The 25148-nt window shown below is 37.6% G+C and carries 22 protein-coding genes, 3 tRNA genes and 3 rRNA genes; 5 read left to right on the top strand and 23 right to left on the bottom strand.

All coding sequences use genetic code 11. From position 1 onward, the window contains the following. Nucleotides 1–90: 90 nt before the first annotated feature. The 4 genes from rrf to A9CBEGH2_RS08435 all read right to left on the bottom strand — a co-directional run bounded on the left by rrf (nucleotide 91) and on the right by A9CBEGH2_RS08435 (nucleotide 5618). A 5S ribosomal RNA gene (gene rrf, locus A9CBEGH2_RS08420) occupies nucleotides 91–204 on the bottom strand. A 43-nt stretch (nucleotides 205–247) separates the two neighbouring features. Further along, nucleotides 248–3143 (bottom strand): 23S ribosomal RNA (locus A9CBEGH2_RS08425). Between the two features lie 182 nt (nucleotides 3144–3325). After that, nucleotides 3326–4866 (bottom strand): 16S ribosomal RNA (locus A9CBEGH2_RS08430). The 16S, 23S and 5S rRNA genes sit together here, the layout of an rRNA operon. Before the next feature lie 194 nt (nucleotides 4867–5060). Continuing rightward, nucleotides 5061–5618, bottom strand: coding sequence for a DUF402 domain-containing protein (locus A9CBEGH2_RS08435; protein WP_115716570.1), 558 nt, complete (start codon nucleotides 5616–5618; stop codon nucleotides 5061–5063). Nucleotides 5619–5716: 98 nt separating this feature from the next. Between A9CBEGH2_RS08435 and A9CBEGH2_RS08440 the strand changes: the two genes are divergently transcribed. Genes A9CBEGH2_RS08440 through A9CBEGH2_RS08450 form a run of 3 tightly spaced genes read left to right on the top strand, consistent with a single transcriptional unit; the run spans nucleotide 5717 to nucleotide 6728 of the window. Next, the gene (locus A9CBEGH2_RS08440; RefSeq protein ID WP_118277946.1) at nucleotides 5717–5938 is read left to right on the top strand and encodes an oxidoreductase; all 222 of its coding nucleotides are present in this window, start codon (nucleotides 5717–5719) and stop codon (nucleotides 5936–5938) included. Next, nucleotides 5935–6210: a spore coat protein gene (locus A9CBEGH2_RS08445; protein ID WP_118277945.1), complete on the top strand. Its 276-nt coding sequence runs from the start codon at nucleotides 5935–5937 to the stop codon at nucleotides 6208–6210. Before A9CBEGH2_RS08440 ends, A9CBEGH2_RS08445 begins: the two co-directional genes overlap by 4 nt. 53 nt (nucleotides 6211–6263) lie before the next feature. Next, nucleotides 6264–6728, top strand: a complete 465-nt coding sequence (locus tag A9CBEGH2_RS08450; protein WP_115716567.1) for a free L-methionine (R)-S-oxide reductase MsrC — start codon at nucleotides 6264–6266, stop codon at nucleotides 6726–6728. Here the strand turns inward: A9CBEGH2_RS08450 and A9CBEGH2_RS08455 are convergent. The 17 genes from A9CBEGH2_RS08455 to A9CBEGH2_RS08535 all read right to left on the bottom strand — a co-directional run bounded on the left by A9CBEGH2_RS08455 (nucleotide 6706) and on the right by A9CBEGH2_RS08535 (nucleotide 19526). After that, complete coding sequence (locus A9CBEGH2_RS08455; RefSeq protein WP_118277944.1) at nucleotides 6706–7524, bottom strand: AAC(3) family N-acetyltransferase; 819 nt, start codon at nucleotides 7522–7524, stop codon at nucleotides 6706–6708. The genes A9CBEGH2_RS08450 and A9CBEGH2_RS08455 overlap by 23 nt on opposite strands. Then, nucleotides 7494–7928, bottom strand: a complete 435-nt coding sequence (locus A9CBEGH2_RS08460; protein WP_115716565.1) for a DUF6568 family protein — start codon at nucleotides 7926–7928, stop codon at nucleotides 7494–7496. The genes A9CBEGH2_RS08455 and A9CBEGH2_RS08460 overlap by 31 nt, the downstream gene beginning before the upstream one ends. Before the next feature lie 144 nt (nucleotides 7929–8072). Then, a tRNA-Gly gene (locus A9CBEGH2_RS08465) sits at nucleotides 8073–8146 on the bottom strand. A 10-nt stretch (nucleotides 8147–8156) separates the two neighbouring features. Continuing rightward, a tRNA-Asp gene (locus A9CBEGH2_RS08470) sits at nucleotides 8157–8232 on the bottom strand. Nucleotides 8233–8253: 21 nt separating this feature from the next. Continuing rightward, a tRNA-Asp gene (locus tag A9CBEGH2_RS08475) sits at nucleotides 8254–8329 on the bottom strand. Nucleotides 8330–8447: 118 nt separating this feature from the next. Then, entirely contained in the window at nucleotides 8448–8780 is a 333-nt protein-coding gene (locus tag A9CBEGH2_RS08480) for a type II toxin-antitoxin system PemK/MazF family toxin (protein WP_115716561.1), read from the bottom strand. Continuing rightward, nucleotides 8780–9766 carry a LolA family protein gene (locus A9CBEGH2_RS08485; RefSeq protein ID WP_118277943.1) on the bottom strand — a complete coding sequence of 329 codons (987 nt, stop codon included), beginning with the start codon at nucleotides 9764–9766 and terminating at the stop codon, nucleotides 8780–8782. Before A9CBEGH2_RS08485 ends, A9CBEGH2_RS08480 begins: the two co-directional genes overlap by 1 nt. Before the next feature lie 363 nt (nucleotides 9767–10129). Continuing rightward, entirely contained in the window at nucleotides 10130–10330 is a 201-nt protein-coding gene (locus A9CBEGH2_RS08490) for a hypothetical protein (RefSeq protein WP_232057334.1), read from the bottom strand. A gap of 46 nt (nucleotides 10331–10376) precedes the next feature. Beyond that, nucleotides 10377–11099 carry an amino acid kinase family protein gene (locus A9CBEGH2_RS08495; protein ID WP_115716557.1) on the bottom strand — a complete coding sequence of 241 codons (723 nt, stop codon included), beginning with the start codon at nucleotides 11097–11099 and terminating at the stop codon, nucleotides 10377–10379. An 85-nt stretch (nucleotides 11100–11184) separates the two neighbouring features. Continuing rightward, nucleotides 11185–11853: an N-acetylmannosamine-6-phosphate 2-epimerase gene (locus tag A9CBEGH2_RS08500; RefSeq protein WP_118277940.1), complete on the bottom strand. Its 669-nt coding sequence runs from the start codon at nucleotides 11851–11853 to the stop codon at nucleotides 11185–11187. Between the two features lie 49 nt (nucleotides 11854–11902). Further along, a complete protein-coding gene (locus A9CBEGH2_RS08505) occupies nucleotides 11903–12472 on the bottom strand; it encodes an NUDIX hydrolase (protein ID WP_163104585.1) in 570 nt (189 codons plus the stop codon). Continuing rightward, on the bottom strand, nucleotides 12465–13532 hold the full coding sequence (mutY, locus tag A9CBEGH2_RS08510; protein ID WP_232057266.1) for an A/G-specific adenine glycosylase: 1068 nt from the start codon (nucleotides 13530–13532) through the stop codon (nucleotides 12465–12467). The genes A9CBEGH2_RS08505 and mutY overlap by 8 nt, the downstream gene beginning before the upstream one ends. A 131-nt stretch (nucleotides 13533–13663) precedes the next feature. Beyond that, nucleotides 13664–14815 carry a lactaldehyde reductase gene (gene fucO, locus A9CBEGH2_RS08515; protein WP_118362052.1) on the bottom strand — a complete coding sequence of 384 codons (1152 nt, stop codon included), beginning with the start codon at nucleotides 14813–14815 and terminating at the stop codon, nucleotides 13664–13666. Between the two features lie 115 nt (nucleotides 14816–14930). Then, complete coding sequence (locus tag A9CBEGH2_RS08520) at nucleotides 14931–15485, bottom strand: TetR/AcrR family transcriptional regulator C-terminal domain-containing protein (RefSeq protein ID WP_118278059.1); 555 nt, start codon at nucleotides 15483–15485, stop codon at nucleotides 14931–14933. 73 nt (nucleotides 15486–15558) lie between these two features. Next, complete coding sequence (locus tag A9CBEGH2_RS08525; protein WP_115716551.1) at nucleotides 15559–16224, bottom strand: transaldolase family protein; 666 nt, start codon at nucleotides 16222–16224, stop codon at nucleotides 15559–15561. Between the two features lie 42 nt (nucleotides 16225–16266). Next, nucleotides 16267–17175, bottom strand: coding sequence for a glycyl-radical enzyme activating protein (locus tag A9CBEGH2_RS08530; RefSeq protein WP_118277968.1), 909 nt, complete (start codon nucleotides 17173–17175; stop codon nucleotides 16267–16269). Continuing rightward, entirely contained in the window at nucleotides 17175–19526 is a 2352-nt protein-coding gene (locus A9CBEGH2_RS08535; protein ID WP_118277967.1) for a glycyl radical protein, read from the bottom strand. The genes A9CBEGH2_RS08530 and A9CBEGH2_RS08535 overlap by 1 nt, the downstream gene beginning before the upstream one ends. Before the next feature lie 220 nt (nucleotides 19527–19746). Here A9CBEGH2_RS08535 and A9CBEGH2_RS08540 point away from each other — a divergent pair, with 220 nt between their 5' ends. Then, entirely contained in the window at nucleotides 19747–21090 is a 1344-nt protein-coding gene (locus tag A9CBEGH2_RS08540) for an MATE family efflux transporter (RefSeq protein ID WP_321191735.1), read from the top strand. Nucleotides 21091–21304: 214 nt separating this feature from the next. On the opposite strand, the gene ispD is transcribed toward A9CBEGH2_RS08540, so the two are convergent. Then, on the bottom strand, nucleotides 21305–21952 hold the full coding sequence (ispD, locus tag A9CBEGH2_RS08545) for a 2-C-methyl-D-erythritol 4-phosphate cytidylyltransferase (RefSeq protein WP_118277965.1): 648 nt from the start codon (nucleotides 21950–21952) through the stop codon (nucleotides 21305–21307). 106 nt (nucleotides 21953–22058) lie between these two features. Here ispD and A9CBEGH2_RS08550 point away from each other — a divergent pair, with 106 nt between their 5' ends. Continuing rightward, nucleotides 22059–23309, top strand: a complete 1251-nt coding sequence (locus A9CBEGH2_RS08550) for an aminopeptidase P family protein (RefSeq protein WP_163104587.1) — start codon at nucleotides 22059–22061, stop codon at nucleotides 23307–23309. A gap of 632 nt (nucleotides 23310–23941) precedes the next feature. Here A9CBEGH2_RS08550 and A9CBEGH2_RS08555 read toward each other — a convergent pair. After that, nucleotides 23942–24901, bottom strand: coding sequence for a hypothetical protein (locus A9CBEGH2_RS08555; RefSeq protein ID WP_163104589.1), 960 nt, complete (start codon nucleotides 24899–24901; stop codon nucleotides 23942–23944). Between the last annotated feature and the right edge of the window lie 247 nt (nucleotides 24902–25148).

Here is a 25148-nt window from a genome sequence, read left to right on the forward strand (position 1 = left end):
CCTCCTTTCATATAGGCCGCTACATTATAACATAGAAGTAGAGAAAAGGTAAAAGGATAAACAAAAAAAAGAGCCTCAAGGCTCAAAAGGAACTGGCGACGTGCTATCTTCACCAGAGCACGTCTGGATATTGTCGCCGCTGAAGTGCTTAACTTCTGTGTTCGGGATGAGAACAGGTGTGTCCACTTCGCCATCATCACCAGATCCCTGAAGGTTCGAACCTTCAAAACTGAACAACAGTCAACATTTGATTAAGTCCTCGACCTATTAGTATCAGTCAACTCCACGCATCGCTGCGCTTCCATCCCTGACCTATCTACCTCGTCGTCTTCAAGGGGTCTTACTACTTGCGTATGGGAGATCTCATCTTGGAGTAGGCTTCGCGCTTAGATGCTTTCAGCGCTTATCCCTTCCCTACTTAGCTACCCGGCTATGCTGTTGGCACAACAACCGGTGCACCAGCGGTAGGTCCATCCCGGTCCTCTCGTACTAAGGACAGCTCTCCTCAAATCTCCTACGCCCACAACAGATAGGGACCGAACTGTCTCACGACGTTCTGAACCCAGCTCGCGTACCGCTTTAATGGGCGGACAGCCCAACCCTTGGAACCGAATTCAGCTCCAGGATGCGATGAGCCGACATCGAGGTGCCAAACCTCGCCGTCGATGTGAACTCTTGGGCGAGATCAGCCTGTTATCCCCAGGGTAGCTTTTATCCGTTGAGCGACGGCCCTTCCATTCGGCACCGCCGGATCACTAATCCCGACTTTCGTCCCTGTTCGACCTGTTTGTCTCACAGTCAAGCACGCTTCTGCATTTGCACTCGCCGATTGATTTCCGTCCAATCTGAGCGTACCTTTGGGCGCCTCCGTTACTCTTTGGGAGGCGACCGCCCCAGTCAAACTGCCTGCCTGACACGGTCCCCCGTCCAGCTTCATGGACGCAGGTTAGAACTCCAATCAGACAAGAGTGGTATCCCAACGTCGACTCCAGATACACTGGCGTGCATCCTTCTTCGTCTCCCACCTATCCTGTACATCTCTGATCAAAATCCAATATCAGGCTGCAGTAAAGCTCCATGGGGTCTTTCCGTCTAGTTGCGGGTAACCTGCATTTTCACAGGTACTAAGATTTCACCGAGTCTGCTGCCGAGACAGCGCCCAAATCGTTACGCCTTTCGTGCGGGTCAGAACTTACCTGACAAGGAATTTCGCTACCTTAGGACCGTTATAGTTACGGCCGCCGTTCACTGGGGCTTCAATTCATTGCTTCGTCGAAACTGACAAATCCTCTTAACCTTCCAGCACCGGGCAGGCGTCACCCCCTATACTTCGTCTTGCGACTTCGCAGAGAGCTGTGTTTTAGTTAAACAGTCGCTTGGGCCTCTTCACTGCGGCTTACTTTCATAAGCACTCCTTCTCGCTAACTTACGGAGTCATTTTGCCGAGTTCCTTGGCAACAGTTCTCTCGCTCACCTCAGGATACTCTCCTTGCCCACCTGTGTCGGTTTTGGTACGGGCCGCTATGGAATTAGCACTAGAAACTTTTCCTGGAAGCTGGCCTCGCATGCTTCGCTACTCCCCTAGGGTTTCGCTTACCTGTCACGTTTTACATCCCGTGCACGCATTTGACTATGCACCTGCTATTCGCTTCGACCACAATCCAATAAGTGGCTCATGCTAGCCTTCTCCGTCATTCCTTCATTTCCATCGCGGGTACAGGAATATCTGCCTGTTTTCCATCGACTACGCCTTTCGGCCTCGCCTTAGGTCCCGACTTACCCAGGGCGGACGAACCTTCCCCTGGAATCCTTGGGCTATCGGTGTGCAGGATTCTCACCTGCATCTCGCTACTCACACCGGCATTCTCACTTCCATGCTCTCCACCACTCCTTTCGGTATGGCTTCCACGTGCATGGAACGCTCCCCTACCACTTGTATTACTACAAATCCGCAGCTTCGGTAGTATGCTTAGCCCCGGTACATTTTCGGCGCAGGGTCACTCGACTAGTGAGCTGTTACGCACTCTTTGAAGGATGGCTGCTTCTGAGCCAACCTCCTAGTTGTCTGTGCATCCCCACATCCTTTTCCACTTAGCATACATTTTGGGACCTTAACTGGCGGTCTGGGCTGTTTCCCTTTTGACCATGGACCTTATCACCCACGGTCTGACTGCCGGGAATATCTCATGGCATTCGGAGTTTGATTATACTCAGTACCCCGGGATGGGGCCATCGTACATTCAGTGCTCTACCTCCACAAGACTCATCCTCGACGCTAGCCCTAAAGCTATTTCGGGGAGAACCAGCTATATCCGTGTTCGATTGGAATTTCTCCCCTAGCCACAACTCATCCGCCAACTTTTCAACGGGGGTCGGTTCGGTCCTCCATTCAGTTTCACCTGAACTTCAACCTGGTCATGGCTAGATCACACGGTTTCGGGTCTATGTCATCGTACTGCCGCCCTATTAAGACTCGCTTTCGCTTCGGCTCCGCATCTCCTGCTTAACCTCGCACGATAACATAACTCGCCGGTTCATTCTACAAAAGGCACGCCATCACACCTTAACGTGCTCTGACTTCTTGTAAGCATACGGTTTCAGGTTCTATTTCACTCCGCTCCCGCGGTTCTTTTCACCTTTCCCTCACGGTACTGGTTCACTATCGGTCACTTGCTTATATTTAGCCTTGACGGATGGTCCCGCCTGCTTCCGACAAGATTTCTCGTGTCTCGCCGTACTCAGGATCCCGCTGGGCTTCCTCACGGTTTCGGATACGGGACTTGCACCCTCTCCGGTCGGCCTTTCAATGCCGTTCTCCTACCATGATTCTTGCCGTATCGCGGTCCTTCAACCCCAGACCTCGGTCTGGTTTGGGCTCCTCCCCTTTCGCTCGCCGCTACTCAGGGAATCACTGTTGTTTTCTTTTCCTCCGGGTACTTAGATGTTTCAGTTCCCCGGGTACCTCTCTCGCAGACTATTTGTTCATCTGCGGATGACATGCTATTACGCATGCCGGGTTCCCCCATTCGGATACCGGCGGATCTTTGCTTACGTACAGCTCCCCGCCGCGTTTCGCCGTTTGTTGCGTCCTTCTTCAGTTTCAAGTGCCTAGGCATCCACCGTACGCCCTTTCTTACTTAATCACCATTAGCTTAGCTTTGAGTTTTCTGTTTGTTTAACTTCAACTCGTGAATTTCTTACAACTTTTCGTTATAGACCTTCTGTTATGTCTTCTGTTATTCAGTTTTCAAAGATCGATTCGGAATGCTTCTCAGCCTTCCAAAACCAAACAGGAAATATCTTTCTCTACACTCTTTCTCCTTAGAAAGGAGGTGATCCATCCCCACGTTCCCGTAGGGATACCTTGTTACGACTTAACCCCAGTCATCGGTCCTACCTTCGACGGCTCACTCCTCACGGTTATGCCACCGGCTTCGGGTATTACCAACTCCCATGGTTTGACGGGCGGTGTGTACAAGGCCCGAGAACGTATTCACCGCAGCATGCTGATCTGCGATTACTAGCGATTCCGACTTCATGGAGTCGAGTTGCAGACTCCAATCCGAACTGAGACGACCTTTATGAGTTCCGCTCCCCCTCGCAGGTTCGCTTCTCTTTGTAGCCGCCATTGTAGTACGTGTGTAGCCCAGGCCATAAGGGGCATGATGATTTGACGTCATCCCCACCTTCCTCCGGTTTGTCACCGGCAGTCTCGCATGAGTCCCTAACTCAATACTGGTAACATGCGACAAGGGTTGCGCTCGTTGCGGGACTTAACCCAACATCTCACGACACGAGCTGACGACAACCATGCACCACCTGTGTGATGTATAGCTATCTCCCTATCTCTAGGGCATTTACATCCATGTCAAGGCCTGGTAAGGTTCTTCGCGTTGCTTCGAATTAAACCACATACTCCACCGCTTGTGCGGGCCCCCGTCAATTCCTTTGAGTTTCACACTTGCGTGCATACTCCCCAGGCGGAGAACTTATTGCGTTAACTGCAGCACTGAGTCTCCCCAACACTTAGTTCTCATCGTTTACGGCGTGGACTACTAGGGTATCTAATCCTATTTGCTCCCCACGCTTTCGTGCCTCAGTGTCAGTTGCAGGCCAGGCGACCGCCTTCGCCACTGGTGTTCCTCCATATATCTACGCATTTTACCGCTACACATGGAATTCCATCGCCCTCTCCTGCACTCCAGTTCACCAGTTTCCAAAGCCAACAGCAGTTGAGCTGCTGCCTTTTACTTCGGACTTAATGTACCACCTGCGCACCCTTTACGCCCAATGATTCCGGATAACGCTCGCCACCTACGTATTACCGCGGCTGCTGGCACGTAGTTAGCCGTGGCTTTCTGGTAAGCTACCGTCACTTCAGTATCATTTCCTCTACTGACCGTTCTTCACTTACAACAGAGCTTTACGATCCGAAGACCTTCTTCACTCACGCGGCATTGCTCGTTCAGGGTTCCCCCCATTGACGAAAATTCCCTACTGCTGCCTCCCGTAGGAGTTTGGGCCGTGTCTCAGTCCCAATGTGGCCGTTCGCCCTCTCAGGTCGGCTACGCATCGTCGCCTTGGTGTGCCGTTACCACTCCAACCAGCTAATGCGCCGCAGGTCCATCCATGTTCGCACCTTTGCAGGTCCTTTAATGAATACGAGATGCCTCCTATTCACCTATCCGGTTTTAGCTACCGTTTCCAGCAGTTATCCCGGGCACATGGGCAGGTTACCTACGTGTTACTCACCCGTTCGCCACTGAGCTCTTACAGAAGCAAGCTTCCATATTCGCTCCGTTCGACTTGCATGTATTAGGCATGCCGCCAGCGTTCATCCTGAGCCAGGATCAAACTCTCCATTTGATTTTAGCTCAAAACGTTTTCTGCTAACGTTTTTTCTTTTGTTTTGTTATCTTTTTCATTGTTTGAAATTGACGTTTCCTGTTTAGTTTTCAAAGACCGAGCCAAGCTCTCTCGCTTGGTGCTCGTATATATTACCACCCGCTCTTCCCTATGTCAACATTTTTTTACTCTTTTTTTATATTTTTATTTTTAAACTAGTTTTTACCTTCTTTACGTGATTGTTCCATCATATCTAAATACTTATCATATAAATGATAAATTTCCGTGTGATCAAATGGAGAATTTTTCAAACGAATATCTACCATTAACTTATCTAGTCCTTTATTAATAGCTTTATCAAGAGCACTGCTATATCCCATCTGCATCATATGTTCTCTATATTCATCTTCATCAAGAAGTGTAGTTTTCCCTACCGGATTTACCTTTACATCCAAATCATAATCTATATTCTTTATCGCTTCTCCATCATACAGAGAAGGAGATGCTAAATTACAATAATAATGTATACCTGTTTTTCGTATCATACAAATAACGTTATACCATTTATCAGGATAAAGAAAACAAATTGCCGGTTCCCTTGTAATCCACTTTCTGCCATCTGACTCACTAACTAAAGTATGATTCGTCACAACTACCGCTCTTTTTGCATTTGCTTCTATCACATATCCCATCGCCCATGTACGATGCAAAGAACCATCATGTTTAAAACTTTGTATATAAACATATTCTCCTTCTTTTAATTGTTCCAGCATATGTAACCTCCCACAATATTTTTTTATTATATCAAAAACTTTTCATATTTCCTAGAATATATCCACAATGAATGGGAAAGCTAATAACAGAAAGGAGAATGCATCAAATAGATGTAAGTGATACTATGTTAACATCAAAAGATATTTTATATATGCAAGATTTATTAGATCAAACTTTTGTTTTATACAAACGCATTCAACATGAATCTACTCTTCTACAAACAAAAGAAATCATTACCTGCTTTCAAAAGACAGAAAAACAACTTTGTAAAAATTACAAACAACTTGTTAGCATTTTGCAGGAGGAAGTAAAAAAATGAGTAAATCCAATTATACAGAAAAAGAGATTTCAACCAATCTTCTAATAAGCCTTAAACATATGAAAGCAGAATTTAACACATTTGCACAAGAAGCAGGAAGCGATACTCTTTACGATTCCATTATGAATTTATACACAAGCGTATCTACTTTACAGCGAGATGTTTTTAATATGATGTGCAATCAAAACTGGTATGTTATGAAACCAGATACCCCTGCTAATGTGTCAAAAGCTTATACAAAATTTGCAAATATGGAAAGCGAGCTCTCATAGTTCGCTTTTTTTGTGTTACTATATTGGATATAAAATACGAAAGGAAGATTTTTATGAATGATAAACAGAAGACATATAAACTTTTATTAGATCAATTAAAAGCTTTACTAGAAAATGAACATGATATGATTGCAAATTTTTCGAATGCATCAGCACTTCTGTTCCACAATTTAGAAAACATAAACTGGGCTGGTTTTTATCTTTTAAAAAATAACGAGTTAATTTTAGGACCATTTCAGGGAAAAGTTGCCTGTATGCATATTCCATTAGGAAAAGGTGTATGTGGAACATGTGCTTCAACTTTAAATGTTCAACGTGTTGATGATGTCCATAAATTCTCTGGGCATATTGCTTGTGACTGTGCCAGTAATTCAGAAATTGTAATTCCACTCATAAAAAAAGACACCCTTTTAGGCGTCCTTGATATTGATTCCTATGAATTTTCAAATTTTGACGAAACAGATGAATACTATCTGATGCAATTTTGTGAAATTCTTATAAGCTCTCTAGACAGCTAAAGCTTAATACAGCTGCCTGCAGAGCTTCCCTGCAAGAAAAAAATCGACAACAACCTTTACCAAGAAAAGTAGTTCTTACTACTTTTTTTTCTTCCATATATTCCATTGCCTCTTTTATACCTTTTTTAGAATCATATGAAATATCTAGCAAGTCTTTCCATTCTTTTTTATTTCCACTTCGAATAGGTGCACTGATGATTCTAACTGGAAATTGATCACCCTTATATTTTGCAAGTTGAAACATCACGCTTTTTTCATAAGAAGTTCCAAGCAATACAACAAATCCATTAAAATCCACCATTTTCCCTAAAGGAGAATCCTGATTCAAACCAAAATGCAAAGGATGTTTGTCACAAAAAATACGAGCATATTTTCCCCAGGCCGCAAAACTATAAATCGGATGGTAGGATCTTGCTACTCCATCATTTCTTAAAAACTGCTGTACTAAGGTATCTTCATCCATCTCCACACTAAGTCTTCGATCAAAAGGCTCTAATCCATTTCGAAAAGCTTTCCAATACTGCCGTTCCACCTTTTTTTTCTGTGAAGAAGGATCTAACAAACCAAAAGTAAAGGAAGGCATTACAATTGTCCCTTCAAATCCAACCGTTTCCATCAACGCTTCTATGACACTCTGTTCTCCTCCAACAACTGTGCCAAGTTGTTTCATATCCCCCTGCACCAGCAACGTCATACCTTTTTGAACACCCAAATACTTTAATTGTTCTATTATTTCCTCTTTTGTCAGTACAGATGCAGTTTCTTCTAATGTAATATATGTAAACTTTTCAGCCATTCTCTTAATTCCTCTTTATTTAAGTATCCTAATTTACAGTTTTCCTTCAACAAATTCCCTTGATAAAAATAATATGTAGTAGGAAGTTCTTTAATATCCCCAATCGTCACATCCAATTCTCTCATTGCCTGTAAAGTTGCTTCATCATTTTCTTCCAAATCAATTTTTAAATAATAGATTTCAAAAGGTTCTTCTTCCTCTAAATCTTCAATCACTTTTTCATACTCTTCACAAGAATAACAATTATCGCTAGTCAAATATAGAAGAAAAGAGTCACTTTTTTCAGAGTTTAATTTTGTTAGCACTTCATTAACACTTAATTCCTGCGGATGATCTATCACTTTTTCCTCAGAGCACCCACAAAGCAGAAAAATCATCCCTAATATTAATATAACCTTTCTCACGGCGACCTCCTCTTTATATACTATATATTATTATTTTATCACAGTTTTTTTATTTTATATACACATTCATACAAATAACAAAAAAGGCTCATTTTTTATGCTAGCCTTATGCCAAACATTTAAATAAGCCTTTATTTATCAACCTGGAGCAGATGAGGGGAATCGAACCCCCGTATCAGCCTTGGCAAGGCTGTGTTCTACCATTGAACTACATCTGCAAAATAAAAATGGCGGTCCAGATGGGACTCGAACCCACGATCTCCTCCGTGACAGGGAGGCATGTTAACCACTACACCACTGGACCAAAATATTAAATTTTATTAAATGGCGGTCCAGATGGGACTCGAACCCACGATCTCCTCCGTGACAGGGAGGCATGTTAACCACTACACCACTGGACCATTTATATTCTCGCTTAACGCTCGTATATAATATCAAATGATTTTACAAGTGTCAATATTTTTTCCAAAAAAATTTATTTTTCTATTTTATCAAAGAAAAAAGGGCAATGCCCTTATCTTACAAAGAAAGACTTACCATAATTGCATGGTCTATTTTTTCCATTGTTTTCTTATCCAGCGTACAAATCCATTGTCCTAGTCTACTTTTATCAATTGTACGAAGTTGTTCACATAAAATCATAGATACATAACTTAAAGCAGAATTGCTAAATATAACATGTGTAGGAATTGGAGGCTTTGACATTTTTTTAGAAATAGGTGCTACGATAATCGTTTTCGAATACCGATTCCCCTTATCATTCTGTACTACAACAACAGGTCGTATTCCCCCTTGTTCACTCCCTTTTACACCAGCAAGATCTGCATAATACACATCTCCTCTTTTTATCATCACTTCATCACTGCCACCTGCATACTGGAAATTACATCCATCATCTCTTCTGGTTCTAAATCTTCAGAATACACACTAAACTCCACATTATCATACATAACACTCATATGACTTCCATCATAAAAACCTATCAACTCCATAGAATCCATCATATCCAAAGGCATAATTACGGTTTGTGTTTCATCACTTGCTTTCTTCTTTGTTTCAATGACTGTAAAATCCTTATCACCACTATATTCTAGAATATGTCGGGTTTCTCCCCCAGAGCTTACAACACTTGTGTTTTCTAGTTTTGAAGAAAATACCTGCACAGGATATAGTGGCAAATCTTCTTCTGCAATCGCAGAGGTTGATTTTTCTTTTTCTAATGTAGTCGGTGTTTTAAAGTAATCTTTTTCAAAGTTTGTATTATATTCTACTTTATTAAACACAATTTTCAATTCTACAACATTATCTTCATTATAAATTTGCAGCCATTGAATTTTTCCATCTTTATCAAAATGCATATCTTCATGATGATAACTTTGACTAGATGGATAATTTACCTTGGCACTTATCAAATATCCTTCCTTTTCCTTTTTAATTTTCGTATCTTTTTGCTGAACAATATCATTCATCGTTTGTAATAAGTATGGCTTTGGCGTATTCAAAGGCCAATCCCCTTCAAATTTGAAAATCTGATTTAAACTTGGAGTAATCACAAAAACCCCGTCTTTGTTTTTTAAAATCTGCTGCTCCTGATTTAATTCTTTATCTGTCAAAGATACTTTAAACTGCTGTACATCCCCTTTATGATATCCTACCTCCAAAGCATATGTCTTTAAATTTTCTCCCTTGCTGATTTCCATATCACCTTTTAATACATACCCATCCATCTTATCCACTTGCTTTTGAAGCGTTGATGTAAAAGATGCCGGACGAAGAACTACCAATAAAACTGCAATCAGCAATATTGCTCCTGCACCTGCAATGATTTTTGTTTTCATACTCTGTTTTCCTCCTGCTCATCCTAATTTATGCTTTCTTCTTGAGAATCATTCATAAAATCATTTACCTTTCATAAAGTAGATACAGGTGATACAAATGAAAACATATCAAAAACTAGCTTTATTATTTTCTATTCTATTTTGCATTGGATATGCATTACAAATAATCTTTTCTTTTTCTTTCCATCCCTTCTCTAATCATTCTTTTTTACAAAATGTATTTGCTTTACTCTTACTTTTAAGTGCATTTATCAATATGCTTTTATTTCAGAAATAAAAAGAAACCAGCTGCTGCAATAGAATACCTTTTGTACTTTAAGATATTCCAAAGACCAGCTGGTTTTTTACATAAACAAAAAAATCTTAAAACATGATATACCCTAAATCATTGATAACTTTTCTGGCTACAGCAACCATATCAGAATCTCCATCTACGATAACACATTGTTTTTCCAGATTTACTTCAAAATCCACACGAGTTTCAGATAATGCAAGTTTTATTTGTTTTGCGCTCTCTTCATCTTTCAGATTTCTAACCATTAGAATACTCTTCAAACGAATCACCTCTACAATTATTATAGCATATTTCCTGCACATTTCATTGTTTTTCTTAGGATGAAATTAAAGTACCCGCACCTTTTGAAAAAGTACCCTTTAAGTATATTTCAATATGGTGCTGTTTTGCATACTCTACACATCGATCATGTAAAACGCGTGATTTCATATTAAGCATTTCATCATAACTCAAATGATCATAGCGAAGGGCAAATTCATGCAGTTTTGGATCTGAATCATATACACCATCTACATCCGTATATATTTCTACTTCTTTCAACTCAAGCATATCCGCAAATAAAACAGCACTAAAATCACTGCCTCCTCTTCCCAGAGTTGTAATTCTTCCTTGTTTGCTTACCCCAAGAAATCCTGGAACGATTACTACATCATACTGTTTTAATCTTTTAATAATCGATTCTTTATGCAATTCCAATACATTTGCATATTCATATTGTTCATCTGTAAGAATTCCTGTTTCCATAAAAGACATAGCATATGCACAAATTCCCATTTCCAATAATTCGCTGCATACTTTTAAACTTGCCACCTGCTCTCCAATGGAAACAAGTCTTGCTTTTTCCTCTTTACTCAAAGAATCACATGCCATAGAAAGAAGTGTATCCGTCGCATAAGCGTCTGGATATCTGCCCATCGCAGATACTACCATTACAACTTTTCCATATTTGCCTGCTTCTAATATATGACGATATGCATATTTTCTCGTTACTTCACTTCGTAAAGAAGTTCCTCCAAATTTCATCACTCGTATATTCATAACTCTACCCTCACATTCCTTATACGATATGCAAAAACGAAGAGGACTGTGCAGGCTTTTTTATAAAAAAAATAGAAGTTTCCTTCTATTTTTTCAACACCTCAACAAATCGTTCTGTAATTTGTTTTGGTCGAGTAATTGCACCACCTACTACAGCACTGTATACTCCAACTTCATATACCGCCTTTAAATCTTCTGGTGTATTAATTTTTCCTTCTGCCAAAACCGGAACCTTGCAAGATTCACATAATTTCTTCAATAAAGGAAGATTTGGTCCATCAATTCCTTCAGAATATGGTGTATATCCGCATAAAGTTGTAGATACGCAGTCAAAACCTATACGTTCTGCATGCATACATTCTTCATAAGTTGAACAATCTGCCATAGCTAAAACACCATGTGCATGTATATAGGCAACTAAATCCTCCAGCTTTTCATTATGAGGGCGTACTCTTTCTGTAGCATCTAAAGCAATCATCTCACAACCTGTTTCTAAAAGTTCATCTACCTCTTTTTTGGTTGGCGTGATGTATACTTCACTATCAGGATAATTTCTTTTTACGATTCCAATAACAGGCAGATCCACATTCTTTTTAATTTCCACAATATCTTCTTTGCTTTGTGCACGAATTCCAACAGCACCACCTTGTTTTGCCGCTAATGCCATTCTCCCCATAATAAAAGAAGAATGTAAAGGTTCATCCGGTAAAGCCTGACAAGAAACCACAAGTCCATGTTTAATTTTTTCCAGCATATAAGTTACCTTCCTTTTCTTTATTATCTTCATTATAGCACCATTTCTATTAATGACCCAAAAGAAATATCTTTTCCATCAATTTCTTATAAACAGGTTTCATATCTTCTTCTTTTACCCAGAAAGCTATTTCATCAACTGGAATCCACTTAACCCCACTATTTTCATCCAGCTTAGGAGAAATCGTTTCTGTTTCTTTTGCCACACAGGCATATGTTACATTTAAATGAACATGTGAAGTAACATATTTCCCTTTTTTATAATGTGGTGGTACAGGAAGAATATCAATTGCTAAAATCTCAGGACTGAGAAGATGCAGATGCTTTAAACCGGTTTCTTCTTTGCCTTCTTGAAGTGCAACTTCCACACAATTTTCATTCCCATCACAATGTCCTCCACACCATCCCCATGAACGATAAATTTTATGGTAAATCATCAACACCTTATCTTTTGTTTCATTGAGAATCCAAGGAGAACTTGTTATATGCGCAAACTCATTTTCTCGATAAAAAATATCATCAAACGTTTCCAGATATTTTAAAAATACTTTCTTATCTTGCTCTTCCTGTTCATTAAAAGGTGAAAACTGCTGTATTTCTTTATAAAAACTCTCATTCATAGGATTTCTCCTTCCACCATTCATATAGAGATTCTTTATATGTTTGAAAAGCAGAAGGAATGGCGTACGTATGTTCTAATTCTTCTTTTGTACACCATACACCTTCTTCTATCGGTTCATCAACTTCTATTAAACAAGCTTTCATATGCCATTCAATATGAGAAAAAACATGTTTTGCATCTTTTAGTTTCTTATAGGTTAACACATGTTTCGCTCCTATCCTATTTATAATATCCTTTTTCAAATAATGATCTTCTAGATTTTTAAACTCGTACATCTTTGATAGAAGGCCTTTTTCCGGTCTTTGATACAACAGCACTTTATCTTTCCACACAACTACAAGAATTGTCCTTTTTTCGATTCTGCGCTGTTTCTTTGCTTTTTTAATCGGTAAAAAATGTGCTTTCCCGCTTTGATATCCAATGCAATCTTGTGCTAAAGGACAAATATTGCAGCGCGGGGCAGCATTTGGGACACAGACCAAAGCCCCAATTTCCATCAAAGCCTGATTAAATGCATCACACCTTTCTTCTGGAATATAATCAAGAATAATTTTCTGAAATTTCTTTTTTGTACTTTCTTTCAAAATATCATCTTCGCTTACCAGCAATCGTGAAAAAACACGCAAAACATTTCCATCTACCGCAGCTGCTTTTTCTTTAAACGCAATGCTTGCAACCGCGCCTGCCGTATAACTTCCAATCCCTGGAAGCTGCAGCAGCTGTTCATAAGTTGAAGGAAGCTTTCCATCATAAAGCTCCATACACATTTGTGCACATTTTTTCATATTTTTTACACGATTATAATATCCAAGCCCTTCCCAAACTTTGCTAAGTTCATCATCTTTCGCATTGGCTAAAGAAGATATTGAAGGAAATGCTTTTAAAAATCTTTCAAAATATGGTTTGACTGCTTCTACCCTTGTTTGCTGAAGCATGATTTCACTTACCCAAACTCGATAAGGTGTTGCTTCTTCTCTCCATGGAAGCACCCTTGCATGCTCATCATACCAATCCAATAAATTAATCACTAATCTTTTCTTATCATGTATTTTTTCCATGTGGACATTATAACATGCAATCATGTTCACATAAAGGAAAATACTTTTTATGCAATTTGCCCAAAAGAAAAGGAAATATAAAGTGTAAACCTAACCTTATATTTCCTATCACTTCCATTTATAACACTTGATTAAAATGCTGTTTTATATACTTCCAGTACAAGTTCATACGTACATGGACGTGGATTTCCACCTGTACATACATCTGCCATAGCTGCTTGTGCCAAAGCAGGAAGATCTTCTTCTTTTACCCCAATTTCTTTTAATGTCTGAGGAATATTTACATCTTTTGATAGTTGTCTTACAGCTTCAATAGCGGCATTGCGATATTCTTCCTGACTCATTTCATCAACACCTTCAACACCCATGACACGTGCAATTTCGCGATATTTTTCACCAGTGTAATCTTTATTGAATTCCATAACATAAGGAAGAAGCACTGCGTTTGCCACTCCATGAGGAGTATCATAGAAAGCACTTAATGGATGTGCCATTCCATGTACAACACCAAGTCCTACATTAGAAAATGCCATACCTGTTACGTACTGTCCAAGTGCCATGTCTTCACGACCTTTTGGATCATTTTCTACCGCACTTCTTAAAGAGCGGGAAATCAATTCAATTGCTTTTAAATTTAAAGTATCTGCCAATTCCCAAGCACCTAGTGTTGTATAACCTTCAATTGCATGTGTTAATGCATCTAATCCAGTTGATGCTGTTAATCCTTTCGGCATAGAACTCATCATATCTGGATCTACAACTGCTACTACTGGAATGTCATGAGGGTCTACACAAACAAATTTACGGCGTTTTTCCTCATCTGTAATAACATAGTTAATTGTTGTTTCTGCCGCTGTTCCTGCAGTTGTCGCAACCGCAATCATTGGTACAGCTTTATTTTTTGTAGCAGCTGTTCCTTCCAAGGACACTACATCACTAAATTCTGGATTGTTAATGATAATTCCAATTCCTTTACCAGTGTCCTGTGGAGATCCTCCCCCAATCGCAATGATATAATCTGCACCAGCTTCTTTAAATGCCTCTACTCCATCTTTTACAACTTTTACACTAGGATTTGCTTTTACTTTATCATAAATAGCATATGGTAAATTTGCTTCATCAAGTAAATCTGTTACTTTTTTTACAACATTAAATTTTACTAAATCTGCATCTGTAACAATCAAACCCTTTTGAAATCCACGTGCTTTTACCTCCGTTACGATTTCTTTAATTGCTCCAGCTCCATGATAGCTGGTTTCATTCAAAATAAAACGATTTGCCATATATCGATTCCTCCTGTCATATCTTTATTTATATTTTAGAATGAAACCGTTTTCCCTCAAAGTTACACAAAAGAAAAAATGTAACATTTGTTACATCTTCTCACATTTGTAACATTCACCCTTGCAGATCCAGCAACAAAGATTCTAATGGTTTAGGAAGTGCCTGAATTAACAATTCACTTATTTCCTCACAAGACATTCCCATTCCATTTCTTACCCATTCCACCGTCATATAAATACTTCCTCTACAATACATACGCAATAGAAAAAACAGTTCTTCATCTATAGGACGTTGAAGTTTTTTCTCAATAATATCCTTATAAAACTGTAAAATACATTCATAATCATAGTTAAACAACGAGTTTTGATTATCGTGCAGAAAAGCCTCTGTGAAAAACAGACGTTCTTCTTTAATAAAGGAAAACTTTTTGATTAATCCTTCCTTTAACGTACAGCTTATCCCCATTTGTTTAAACGATTTTTGAGCGAGCACATCAAAATACCAATTTACCAAATCGTATTTATCTTGAAAATTACGATAAAACGTTTGTCTTGTCATATCTGCTTCTTTCACAATGTCTTTTACTGTAATTTTATCAAGTGGTTCTTTTTTCATCACTTCAAGCATAGCATGTGCAAATCGATATTTTGTTTTATTGAATGATTGCATGTCGACACTCCCTTCATACCGTTTCATAATACCATATTCATCTAAAAAAAACTCGATAAAATCGAGCTTTCTTTTATCTTAATGTTGTTTTTCCGTATGCCTTTTTCCAGTTTTCACTAAATTCATCTACCGCAATTGCAGTTCCTGGATGATCAATCATATTGTATGCTACATCACATGGTATCGTAACTGCTTGAATTCCTGCTTTGATTAGCTCATGTACCTGTCTAGTATTTTTAAAACTTGCAGCTACGACTTTCGCATTCATGTTATTTACTTTTAACATCGTAATTAAATCTTTTACATTTTCTACTCCATCACCGTAATTATCCATGCGATTGACATATGGTGCCAAATAATCAGCTCCATTCATTGCTGCTAAAAATGCCTGGTCTGCTGTATAAATTGCTGTTGCCAAAACACCAATCCCTAATTTCTTGCATTCTTTGATTGCTTTTAGCCCTTCATGTGTCACAGGAATTTTTACGTACATGTTTTTCTTGCGAAGAGAAGCGATGTATTTCGCTTCTTCTACAATTCCTGCCACATCTGTAGATACAGCTTGTATAAAAAGCATTTGTTCTTCATCCAAAACTGCAATTAAATCATTTACAACATCTTCAAAGCTTCTTCCACTTTTTGTAATGATTGTTGGATTTGTTGTTACTCCGCTTACATGAAGCAATTCATTTAAATCTTTAATCTGCTCAATATTTGATGAATCTAATATTAATTCCATATTCCATTTCCTCCTATTTTCATTGTATCTTTATTTTATAATTCATACAATAATTAGATTTGTTATACCACCGTTTTTTGCCATTGTATAAAATTCTTCCATTTGTTTTGATGTATATAATTCAGGATTTTCCTTAAAACAATACTGTTTCCCTGTTAGTGCGTATTTTGCTTTTGCTAAAGGATTATAATTTAGAAGCTCATATGCAGCATCTTTATAATTCGATGTTATAAACCTCGAAATTGCAGTAATATTTTCCTCTGTTGCACTCATTCCTGGAATCAATGGTGTACGTATGGTTACATCTTTTTTTCTATCACTATGCAAAAGCCATGCTACATTATCTAATATTATATGATTGTCTACTCCAGTATATTGTTTATGTTTTTCTGCATCAAATAATTTTATATCTACATATAAATGGTCAATATAAGGAAGTGCTTTTTCTAATATTTCTCTTTTCACAAACAAAGACGTTTCAATCGTTGTATGTATTCCTTTTTCTTTTAATTTCTGAAATACTTCTATCAGAAAATCACTTTGATAAAAGGGTTCTCCTCCACTGATGGTTACTCCTCCGCCATAGCGGAAAAACATTTTATCTTTTAAAGCTTCTTCTACCAGCGCATCACTCGTATATTCTTTTGTATCTAAACATAATGCTCCACTAGGGCAACTGCCTGCCAAATGTCTCCAGTCTTCCTTTCGATCTCGAAAGATTTGAAGATTTCCATGTTTTAATTCTACTCCATGAGCTTTGCTTTCTTTTACACATATTCCACAATGAATACATGTTTTTTCCATATATAAAACCTGTGCATCCCCTTCCAAACCTTCTGGATTTTGACACCATACACAACGCAAAGGACACCCCTTAAAAAAGATGGTTGTACGAATTCCCTGCCCATCATGTATGGCAAAACGTTTCACATCAAATATATTCCCTTTCATTAGACACCCTCATAACTTGTACGAGCTATGATTTCATTTTGCAGTTCTTGCGCCAATTCTACAAAGTAAGCTGTATAGCCCGCAACTCGAACAGTTAAAGAACGATACTGTTCCGGATTCTTTTGTGCTTCAAGCAAATCTTCTTTACGCACAACATTAAATTGAATATGAGGAATCTCTAAATCCACAAAGGTTCTTAAAAACATCGCAAATTTATCAATACCGCTTTCTGTTTTAAAGAATTCAGGTAAAAATTTCATATTCAGAAGTCCACCATTGGTTGTTAGAACATTATCCATTTTCGAAACGGATTTTAATACAGCTGTTGGTCCTTTTATATCTCTTCCATATACTGGTGACATTCCTCCATCTGCCAATGGACTTTTCGCATAACGCCCATCTGCACTAGCTCCAACATGTTCTCCCATAGGAACATGAGCAGATACGGTATACATTCCTGTATTATAAGGTCCATTGCGATAGTTTTTATATTGTTTTAATCCCTGCTGGAAAAATCTCGCCCATTTTGCACCTATTTCATCAACCCAGCTTTCATCATTTCCATATTTTGGACATTTATTTAACAGCATAGTACGAATAACTTGCTGATGTTCAAAATTATCTTCTAATGCAGACTCCAAATCCTTTGCTGAAATTCGATGTTCTTCATAAACAAGTTTCTTAATTGCAGCTAATGAGTCCGCTAGATTTGCAACCTGAATCATTTGAATACCACTTAAATTATAATGTGCTCCTCCCTGCGTAACATCCATTCCTTTTTCCATGCAATCATCAATAACACTAGATAGAAACGGAGAAGGAAGTGTATCAATGTGTGCTTTTTCAACCTGCTCACAAGCTTTTACCATACGTTCCATAAAATGCTGAATTTGCTTTCCAAAAGCATCTTCCAATTCCTCATATGTTTTATAAGTAGATAAACTTCCTAAATCAAGTCCTAATTGTTTTCCTGTTAAAAGACATTTTCCATGATGAAGAGTAAGTTCCAATGCCTTGTTTAAATTAAACATTGCTGCATCGCTCCAGCCAAGATTATTTCCCTGGGTTGTTACCTCCACACATCCAACAATCGCATAATCTTTCGCATCTTCTTCACGAATACCACTTTTCATCAAAGCAGGAATAATACTTTCATCATTGAAAAACTGCGGCATACCACTTCCTTTTGCGACTACACGAATCGCATGTTTCAACAAATCATCATTTGTTTTTTTATGCAGACGTACAGAAAGATTAGGCTGTGGAAGTCCTAAATGTTCCTGTGCAGTTAAAAACAAATGTGATAAGGTATTAGAGTAATCATTTCCATGCGCATCCATTCCACCAATCGCAATATTAAAACCAATAGGGAAACCAGCAAAATATTTTGCACTGTTCTTATTTCTTAAATATACGATTTGATTAAATTTCAACCATAGACATTCAATCATTTCCAGTGCTTTTTGTTCATCTAAGATTCCTTTTTTTACATCTTTCTCATAATATGGAATTAAAATCTCATCCAATCTTCCTGGAGAAAAACTGCTGGCATTGCTTTCCATATGTAAAACCGTAAATAAAAACCATACTGCCTGCAATGCTTCATGGAATGTTTGTGCAGGACGCTCACTTAAAGATTTACAAATGCGTGCTACTTCGATCATATTATCTTTCCATTCTGCATGCTCTTCTTTTTTTGATTCTTCCAGCAGCAAATCATGATAACGCATCATAAATGTGCATACACCAGACATGACAATTTGAATAGCCTCATAAAAATCTTTAGCTTCATCATTGCAGGTTTTTAAATATTGCTGTGCCTCTTCCATGATTCCTTTAGGACCAAGTCTAAGCCATTTATTTACATCTGGACAAATATGTCCCTGGGCATGATCTTTCTGATTAATTTTTACTACTTCCGCAATAGCTTTTATCTCATCGCCATAACGTTGTTTTAAAACATCCTCCATGCATTTCCCTTTCCAATATGGATAAATAACTTCTCTAAACGTCTGTATATCTTCTGGACGAACTAGAAAACGATCTTGAGGACGAGTTGGAAGTGTTTCTATTTCTTCCTCAATCCACGAACTTCCTGCTTCCGGAAATACAACCCCATAGCGTACCCCCTTGGTACGATTACCTACGATCATTTCTTCCGGTTCAATGCCAATCTCCAATTGTGTAAGTGCATTGTATAAAGATAAAGCACGTTTCAAAATAACCGGCTTATCTTCATTTTCTTTATATGTCTTTGTAATGATCATCGCTTGTTCAATCGATGCATAACGCGGCTGTGCCAGCATTTTCTCTTTTAATGTTTTAATACGTTGTGTCTGTTGCAGTTTCATAGGTGCTCTCCTTTCTTTGTTAAATTTATTATAGTACATCTCTTTATTGGTTTCAATTGTATTTTATTATTTTTTATTGATATTTATTGTTTTTTATCGTTTCTATTTTTATATGAAAGTAACTTTATAAAAAAGTAAGAATATGAAAGAGAATTGGAAAATAAAGAAAATTTCATGTTAAAATAATGTCATAATATACATTATATAAGGGGATGATTTGATGGAACAAAGAGGAAAAAGCGGTTTAATGACAGAAGGTACCATTTGGAAACAACTTCTTCTATTTTCTGTACCTTTATTGTTAGGAAATCTTTTCCAGCAAATGTATAATGCTGTCGATTCTATCGTTGTAGGTAATTATATAGGGCCGCAAGCTTTGGCAGCTGTAGGTTCCAGTGCCCCAGTCATCAATTTGCTTGTCAGTATTTTTATGGGAATATCGGTTGGGGCCGGTGTTATTATTTCACGATATTTTGGCGCAAGAAACATAGAAAATTTACAAGACAGCATTCACACATCTTTAGCTTTCAGTATTGCTGCAGGGATCATTATGACTATAGTAGGCGTTCTTCTTTCTCCTTTGATCCTTCAATGGATTGGAACGCCACAAGATGTTATGGGAAATTCTGTATTATATCTTCGTATTTATTTTTGTGGAATCTTATCTGTTCTTGTCTATAATATGGGAAGTGGAATTTTACGTGCTGTAGGAGATTCCAAAAACCCTTTATATTTTTTAATTGTATCTAGTATAACAAATATTATTCTAGATTTATTGTTTGTTGTCGTATTAAAAATGGGGATTGCCGGAGTTGGGTGGGCAACCCTGATATCACAAACCATCAGTGCTATTTTAACTCTTATCTTATTAATAAAAACAAAGCAGGAATATAAAGTAACACTTAAAAAGATACGTTTCCATAAAGAACGCTTAATAGAAATTATTCGTTTAGGTTTACCTAGCGGTATTCAAAATGGTGTTGTTTCTTTTTCAAATGTCATTGTACAAAGCAATATTAATGCTTTTGGTTCTGTTGCAATGGCAGGATGTGGAGCATATACAAAAATTGATGGTTTTGCGATTCTGCCTGTCATGAGCTTCTCCATGGCACTTACTACATTTACAGGACAAAATATGGGAGCTAACAAACTAGAACGTGTTCATCAAGGTGCGAAAACGGGTATTTTCATGAGTGTAGCTACAACCGTAGTTATATCTATTCTATTGGAATTGTTTGGCCCTCAAGTTCTTTCTATCTTTACAGATAACCAGCAGGTTATTCATTATGGTTTGTATATGCTTCATATACTTGCTCCTTGTTATATTTTCCTTGCGATATCCCATGCATTTAGCGGTATTATTCGAGGGGCTGGTATTACTACCATTCCTATGATTGTTATGATTAGCTGCTGGTGTGTTCTTAGAATGGCATGGATTCTAACAAGTGTACCTATCTTTCATGATATTGGAGTTGTCTTCATGGGCTGGCCAATTACATGGTTTGCCAGTGCCTTATGGTTATTCTTATATTATAAAAAAGGTAACTGGATGAAACAAAATTAAATAGAATTATGCTCATAGTTTATAAAAATTAAAAAGGCTATAAATTAATAGAAGATCTTAATTAAACAGATCTATCTATTGGAGTTATAGCCTCTTTATTTTAACTGTAATCAAATACACTAGCAGTATTCTCTTACACCTAATATTCTATATTTTTGAGTGTAAAAACGTAAGATTTTACAGAGTGGCTGTTGTAAATCTTACGCTTCTTTGTTTACTTTCCTTGTAAATCCTCTATGGTCGTTACTTTCTGATTTTCATAACTTCCTTCTACAACTTCTACTTTTTCTTTTCCACATAACTCCATGATTTGGGCATCATCTGTTGCCTCAATCCCTTTTTCAAATGCAACCTCAAACGCTTCTTTTATACATTCTGTTCGAAAAGCCTGTGGAGTCTGTGCCTGCCAAAGTGTACTTCTTTGTGGGGTATGTTTCACAATTCCATTTTCCACAACCTTGATTGTATCCTTTACCGGTACCATCAACAAACACGCATTGCACGTCTCTAATTTTTCCACAATTCGATCAATACAATCGATGCTAAGCCATGGTCTTGCCCCATCATGAATCAAGACATGTGAGCAGTTTACTTTCTGCAGCCCATTCCATACGGATTCCTGACGAGTTGTTCCACCTTCTACTATACATATATTTTTTTCATCACACACTTCATGAAATGTTTCCATATCCTGTGCACTTGCGACTACCACAATTTGATGACACCTTGCATCCTGTTGAAACACCTGTAACGTTTCCTCTAAAATGGTATTTCCATTCTGCAGTTTATATAACATTTTATTATAACCTAATCCAACACGACTTCCACTTCCTGCCGCTACAACTAATGCTGTATACTCCATATATTCACCCCTAACACTACTTGCATTATACCAGTAAATTATCGTATCGTCTATGCAAAGTAAGAGGGTATTGCTATAATAGGAAGTAGTAAATGGAGGTATTTATATGTATCAAAAAAGAAGACAGCGCTTTATGGAAAAACTTCCAGACAACAGTATTGCTTTATTTTTCAGTGGAAAAGCACCCTATAAAGTAGGTGATGAAAAATATCCTTTTTCTGTTGATCGAAGTTATTACTGGATGACAGGTTTAGATAAAGAAAATATGATATTACTTGTAGGAAATATACAGGGAATGACTTATGAATATTTGTTTATAGAACCTTATGATGAAGAACTTGCAAAATGGGTCGGAGGAAGAATACTGCCAGAAGATGCATCGTATATTTCTGAAATCGAAGAAATATACGAAGTAGGAGATTTGTGGGATACACTTTCTTCCATCTTTTCACGTATGTTTAACAATATGGAAAAAATCGATGTATATGCAGACTTCACAAAACAGGAAGCTTTTCAAGAGGACAGTGAAGCCATTCGTTTTTCAAAAGAACTTTTACAACGTTATCCACATATCAATTTGTTAAATGTTGCGCCAATAATGGCAGAACTTCGTATGATAAAAGATGAAGACGAAATCAAGAAACTAACTAAAGCAATTTCAATCACTAAAGAAGCGATTGAAAATATGATGAAACATGCTCATGGCGGCATTTATGAAAACGAACTGGAAGCTTACTTTGATTTTGTTTTAAAGATGAACCAGTGTGAACACTCTTTCTCTTCTATTATTGCTGGTGGAAAAAATGCGACCATTCTGCATTACGACGACAACAACCAGAAAGTAAAAGATCGCTCTTTGGTGCTATGTGATTTAGGCGCCAGCTATCAATACTTGAATGCAGATATCACAAGAACCTTCCCAGTCAATGGAAAATTCACAAAACGCCAGCGTCAAATCTATGAAATCGTCTTAAAAGGAAATAAGAAAATCATAGAAATGGTAAAACCAGGACTAACTTTAAAAGATTTAAACAATGCACTGCTTACTTTTTATCAAAAAGAATTAAGTGCAATTGGATTATTAAAACATGGAAAACAGATATCTGATTATTACTGGCATGGCGTTTCACACATGTTAGGTTTAGAAACACATGATGTTTCCATAGCTGGTTATAAACTAAAACCTGGAAATGTTTTCACAATAGAACCTGGACTCTACTTAGAAGACGAAAATATCGGTATTCGTATTGAAGATAATGTACTTGTTACAGAAGATGGCTGTATTAACCTAAGTAAAGACATCATCAAAGAACCTGATGAAATCGAAGCCTTTATGTCCCAATTCCAATATAAATAATAACTAACTGCAAAAAGAGCTGTAACTTTTTGAGTGAAAAAACTCAAATGTTGTAGCTCTTTATTAACTTTTGTTCAATCGCCTACTATTTTTCCTGCTGTGTTAAAAAACCCCCTATTGAAAAAAATACTAGTCCAAAACAACCCCAGTAAGTTTTTTGATCATTTCTTTACTAAAACCTTCCAGTTTCATTTTCTTTGCTATATCCATTTTTTCTTCAACCTCCCTTTTTTAACTCCTACCACAATTCCTTGTTTGCGTCCTTCCTTACGTCCCTGTAGGATTCCTTCTTCTTTGATATACTGACTTAAATTACACATTTCTTCCAGCTCCTTTCCCAGTTCTTTTTTCTTTGATCCACATCATACTATCCTCCATTTTCTCTTTATCCAGTAAATTCATATATTCACACCACATCAACTTTTCATCTATACAAATTCATTGAGGTAAAAGCAATCAAAAGCTCTTCTGCATACTTGATGATTTCTTCACTCTCCATTATGACTCCTGCTAAGTTTCCGACTACATACATTTATGTATTTCTTTATTTTTCGTTATTACTCTACTTATTCTATACCACACTAAAAACGAAACCTCTTCATAAGCATACAAAGAGGTTTTCGTATGTAATTCTAATGTAGAAGGATTCCTGTTAATTCTTCTATTTCTTTTGTAGAATATCCTTTTTCCTTCATTTTCTTTGCGATATCCATTTTTTCATCAGCCTTCCCTTTTTCAACTCCTTCTACAATTCCTTCTATGCGCCCTTCTCTACGTCCTTCCTTACGTCCCTGCATGATACCTTCTTCTTTGATATACTGACTTAAATTGCACATTTCTTCCAGCTCCTTTCCAAGTTCTTTTGTCATTGGTATTCCATAGTTTTTTGTAAGAATTTCCTTTTTCCTTGTTGAATCCATCCCTGATGTAAACAGTATGTACAAAAGTGTCATGAACGTTCCATCATAGATATCCTCTACTTCTTTTGGTGGATAGATCATGACAATGTTCATCAAATCATAATGTTTCTTTGGAAATGCATAGGCTGTTCCCAAATGTTCTTCATGCAGGGAATAGCGATTCATTACACCGCTTTTCTTTTTACTGTGTTTCATGCATATCCAGATGGAATACACTTTCTTTAGATCCTCATAGTTTGTCTTTTGAAATCCATTGGGTGTATTCTTCTGCCTTACCAGCAAACGACTTCCATAATATATGCTTCTTTCCAATAATGGATATCCCATATTGTCTTTTCCCTGTGCTTCAATATTCATGAACATATCTACTTTTCCTTCATGATTTGGCAAGCCCAGACCACATAGTACATCATAGCGAACAAGTCCACCCTTTCCTGTTATATCCTCTGTATTCATACCGTTAATCTTTTCGCTTTGTTTGATACCTTCCTTTGTATCTGGTTCAAGACAGGTCAAAACTTCCTTTATGCTCATTCCTTTAAACTCCGTAATGACATGTCTTGAAATATGGGAAAGTACATATTTGTTCATAAGAACCTTCTTGCAGTATTCATCATAGCTTATTTCTTTGTTTGACAGCTGATCAATAGCCGCTGCAGCTTCTATCTGCATCGTATTTCACCTCCTAAAACTCTCTACATAACTTAATACGAGAAAAAGAAGGAAAAATACAAAAAATAATGCAAGAATCTTAATTTTTTAAGATAAGATTATTTACAATAGAATGATAATATCTGTCATAATCATAATACGCTAACTTTTCATAACTTACCATATACATATTGGTATAAATACAACAGTTTTTAATTCATAAGCATAGAAAAGAGACATTAACCTAATAGGATACATATTTATTCAA

The organism is Amedibacterium intestinale (assembly GCF_010537335.1).
GTDB classification, from domain to species: domain Bacteria; phylum Bacillota_I; class Bacilli_A; order Erysipelotrichales; family Erysipelotrichaceae; genus Amedibacterium; species Amedibacterium intestinale.

Coding starts and splice junctions, on each gene's coding strand:
- A9CBEGH2_RS08435 (WP_115716570.1), bottom strand. CDS start 5,618: ATGCTGGAACAATTAAAAGAAGGAGAATATGTTTATATACAAAGTTTT.
- A9CBEGH2_RS08440 (WP_118277946.1), top strand. CDS start 5,717: ATGCATCAAATAGATGTAAGTGATACTATGTTAACATCAAAAGATATT.
- A9CBEGH2_RS08445 (WP_118277945.1), top strand. CDS start 5,935: ATGAGTAAATCCAATTATACAGAAAAAGAGATTTCAACCAATCTTCTA.
- A9CBEGH2_RS08450 (WP_115716567.1), top strand. CDS start 6,264: ATGAATGATAAACAGAAGACATATAAACTTTTATTAGATCAATTAAAA.
- A9CBEGH2_RS08455 (WP_118277944.1), bottom strand. CDS start 7,524: ATGGCTGAAAAGTTTACATATATTACATTAGAAGAAACTGCATCTGTA.
- A9CBEGH2_RS08480 (WP_115716561.1), bottom strand. CDS start 8,780: ATGATAAAAAGAGGAGATGTGTATTATGCAGATCTTGCTGGTGTAAAA.
- A9CBEGH2_RS08485 (WP_118277943.1), bottom strand. CDS start 9,766: ATGAAAACAAAAATCATTGCAGGTGCAGGAGCAATATTGCTGATTGCA.
- A9CBEGH2_RS08495 (WP_115716557.1), bottom strand. CDS start 11,099: ATGAATATACGAGTGATGAAATTTGGAGGAACTTCTTTACGAAGTGAA.
- A9CBEGH2_RS08500 (WP_118277940.1), bottom strand. CDS start 11,853: ATGCTGGAAAAAATTAAACATGGACTTGTGGTTTCTTGTCAGGCTTTA.
- A9CBEGH2_RS08505 (WP_163104585.1), bottom strand. CDS start 12,472: ATGAATGAGAGTTTTTATAAAGAAATACAGCAGTTTTCACCTTTTAAT.
- mutY (WP_232057266.1), bottom strand. CDS start 13,532: ATGGAAAAAATACATGATAAGAAAAGATTAGTGATTAATTTATTGGAT.
- fucO (WP_118362052.1), bottom strand. CDS start 14,815: ATGGCAAATCGTTTTATTTTGAATGAAACCAGCTATCATGGAGCTGGA.
- A9CBEGH2_RS08520 (WP_118278059.1), bottom strand. CDS start 15,485: ATGCAATCATTCAATAAAACAAAATATCGATTTGCACATGCTATGCTT.
- A9CBEGH2_RS08525 (WP_115716551.1), bottom strand. CDS start 16,224: ATGGAATTAATATTAGATTCATCAAATATTGAGCAGATTAAAGATTTA.
- A9CBEGH2_RS08530 (WP_118277968.1), bottom strand. CDS start 17,175: ATGAAAGGGAATATATTTGATGTGAAACGTTTTGCCATACATGATGGG.
- A9CBEGH2_RS08535 (WP_118277967.1), bottom strand. CDS start 19,526: ATGAAACTGCAACAGACACAACGTATTAAAACATTAAAAGAGAAAATG.
- A9CBEGH2_RS08540 (WP_321191735.1), top strand. CDS start 19,747: ATGGAACAAAGAGGAAAAAGCGGTTTAATGACAGAAGGTACCATTTGG.
- ispD (WP_118277965.1), bottom strand. CDS start 21,952: ATGGAGTATACAGCATTAGTTGTAGCGGCAGGAAGTGGAAGTCGTGTT.
- A9CBEGH2_RS08550 (WP_163104587.1), top strand. CDS start 22,059: ATGTATCAAAAAAGAAGACAGCGCTTTATGGAAAAACTTCCAGACAAC.
- A9CBEGH2_RS08555 (WP_163104589.1), bottom strand. CDS start 24,901: ATGCAGATAGAAGCTGCAGCGGCTATTGATCAGCTGTCAAACAAAGAA.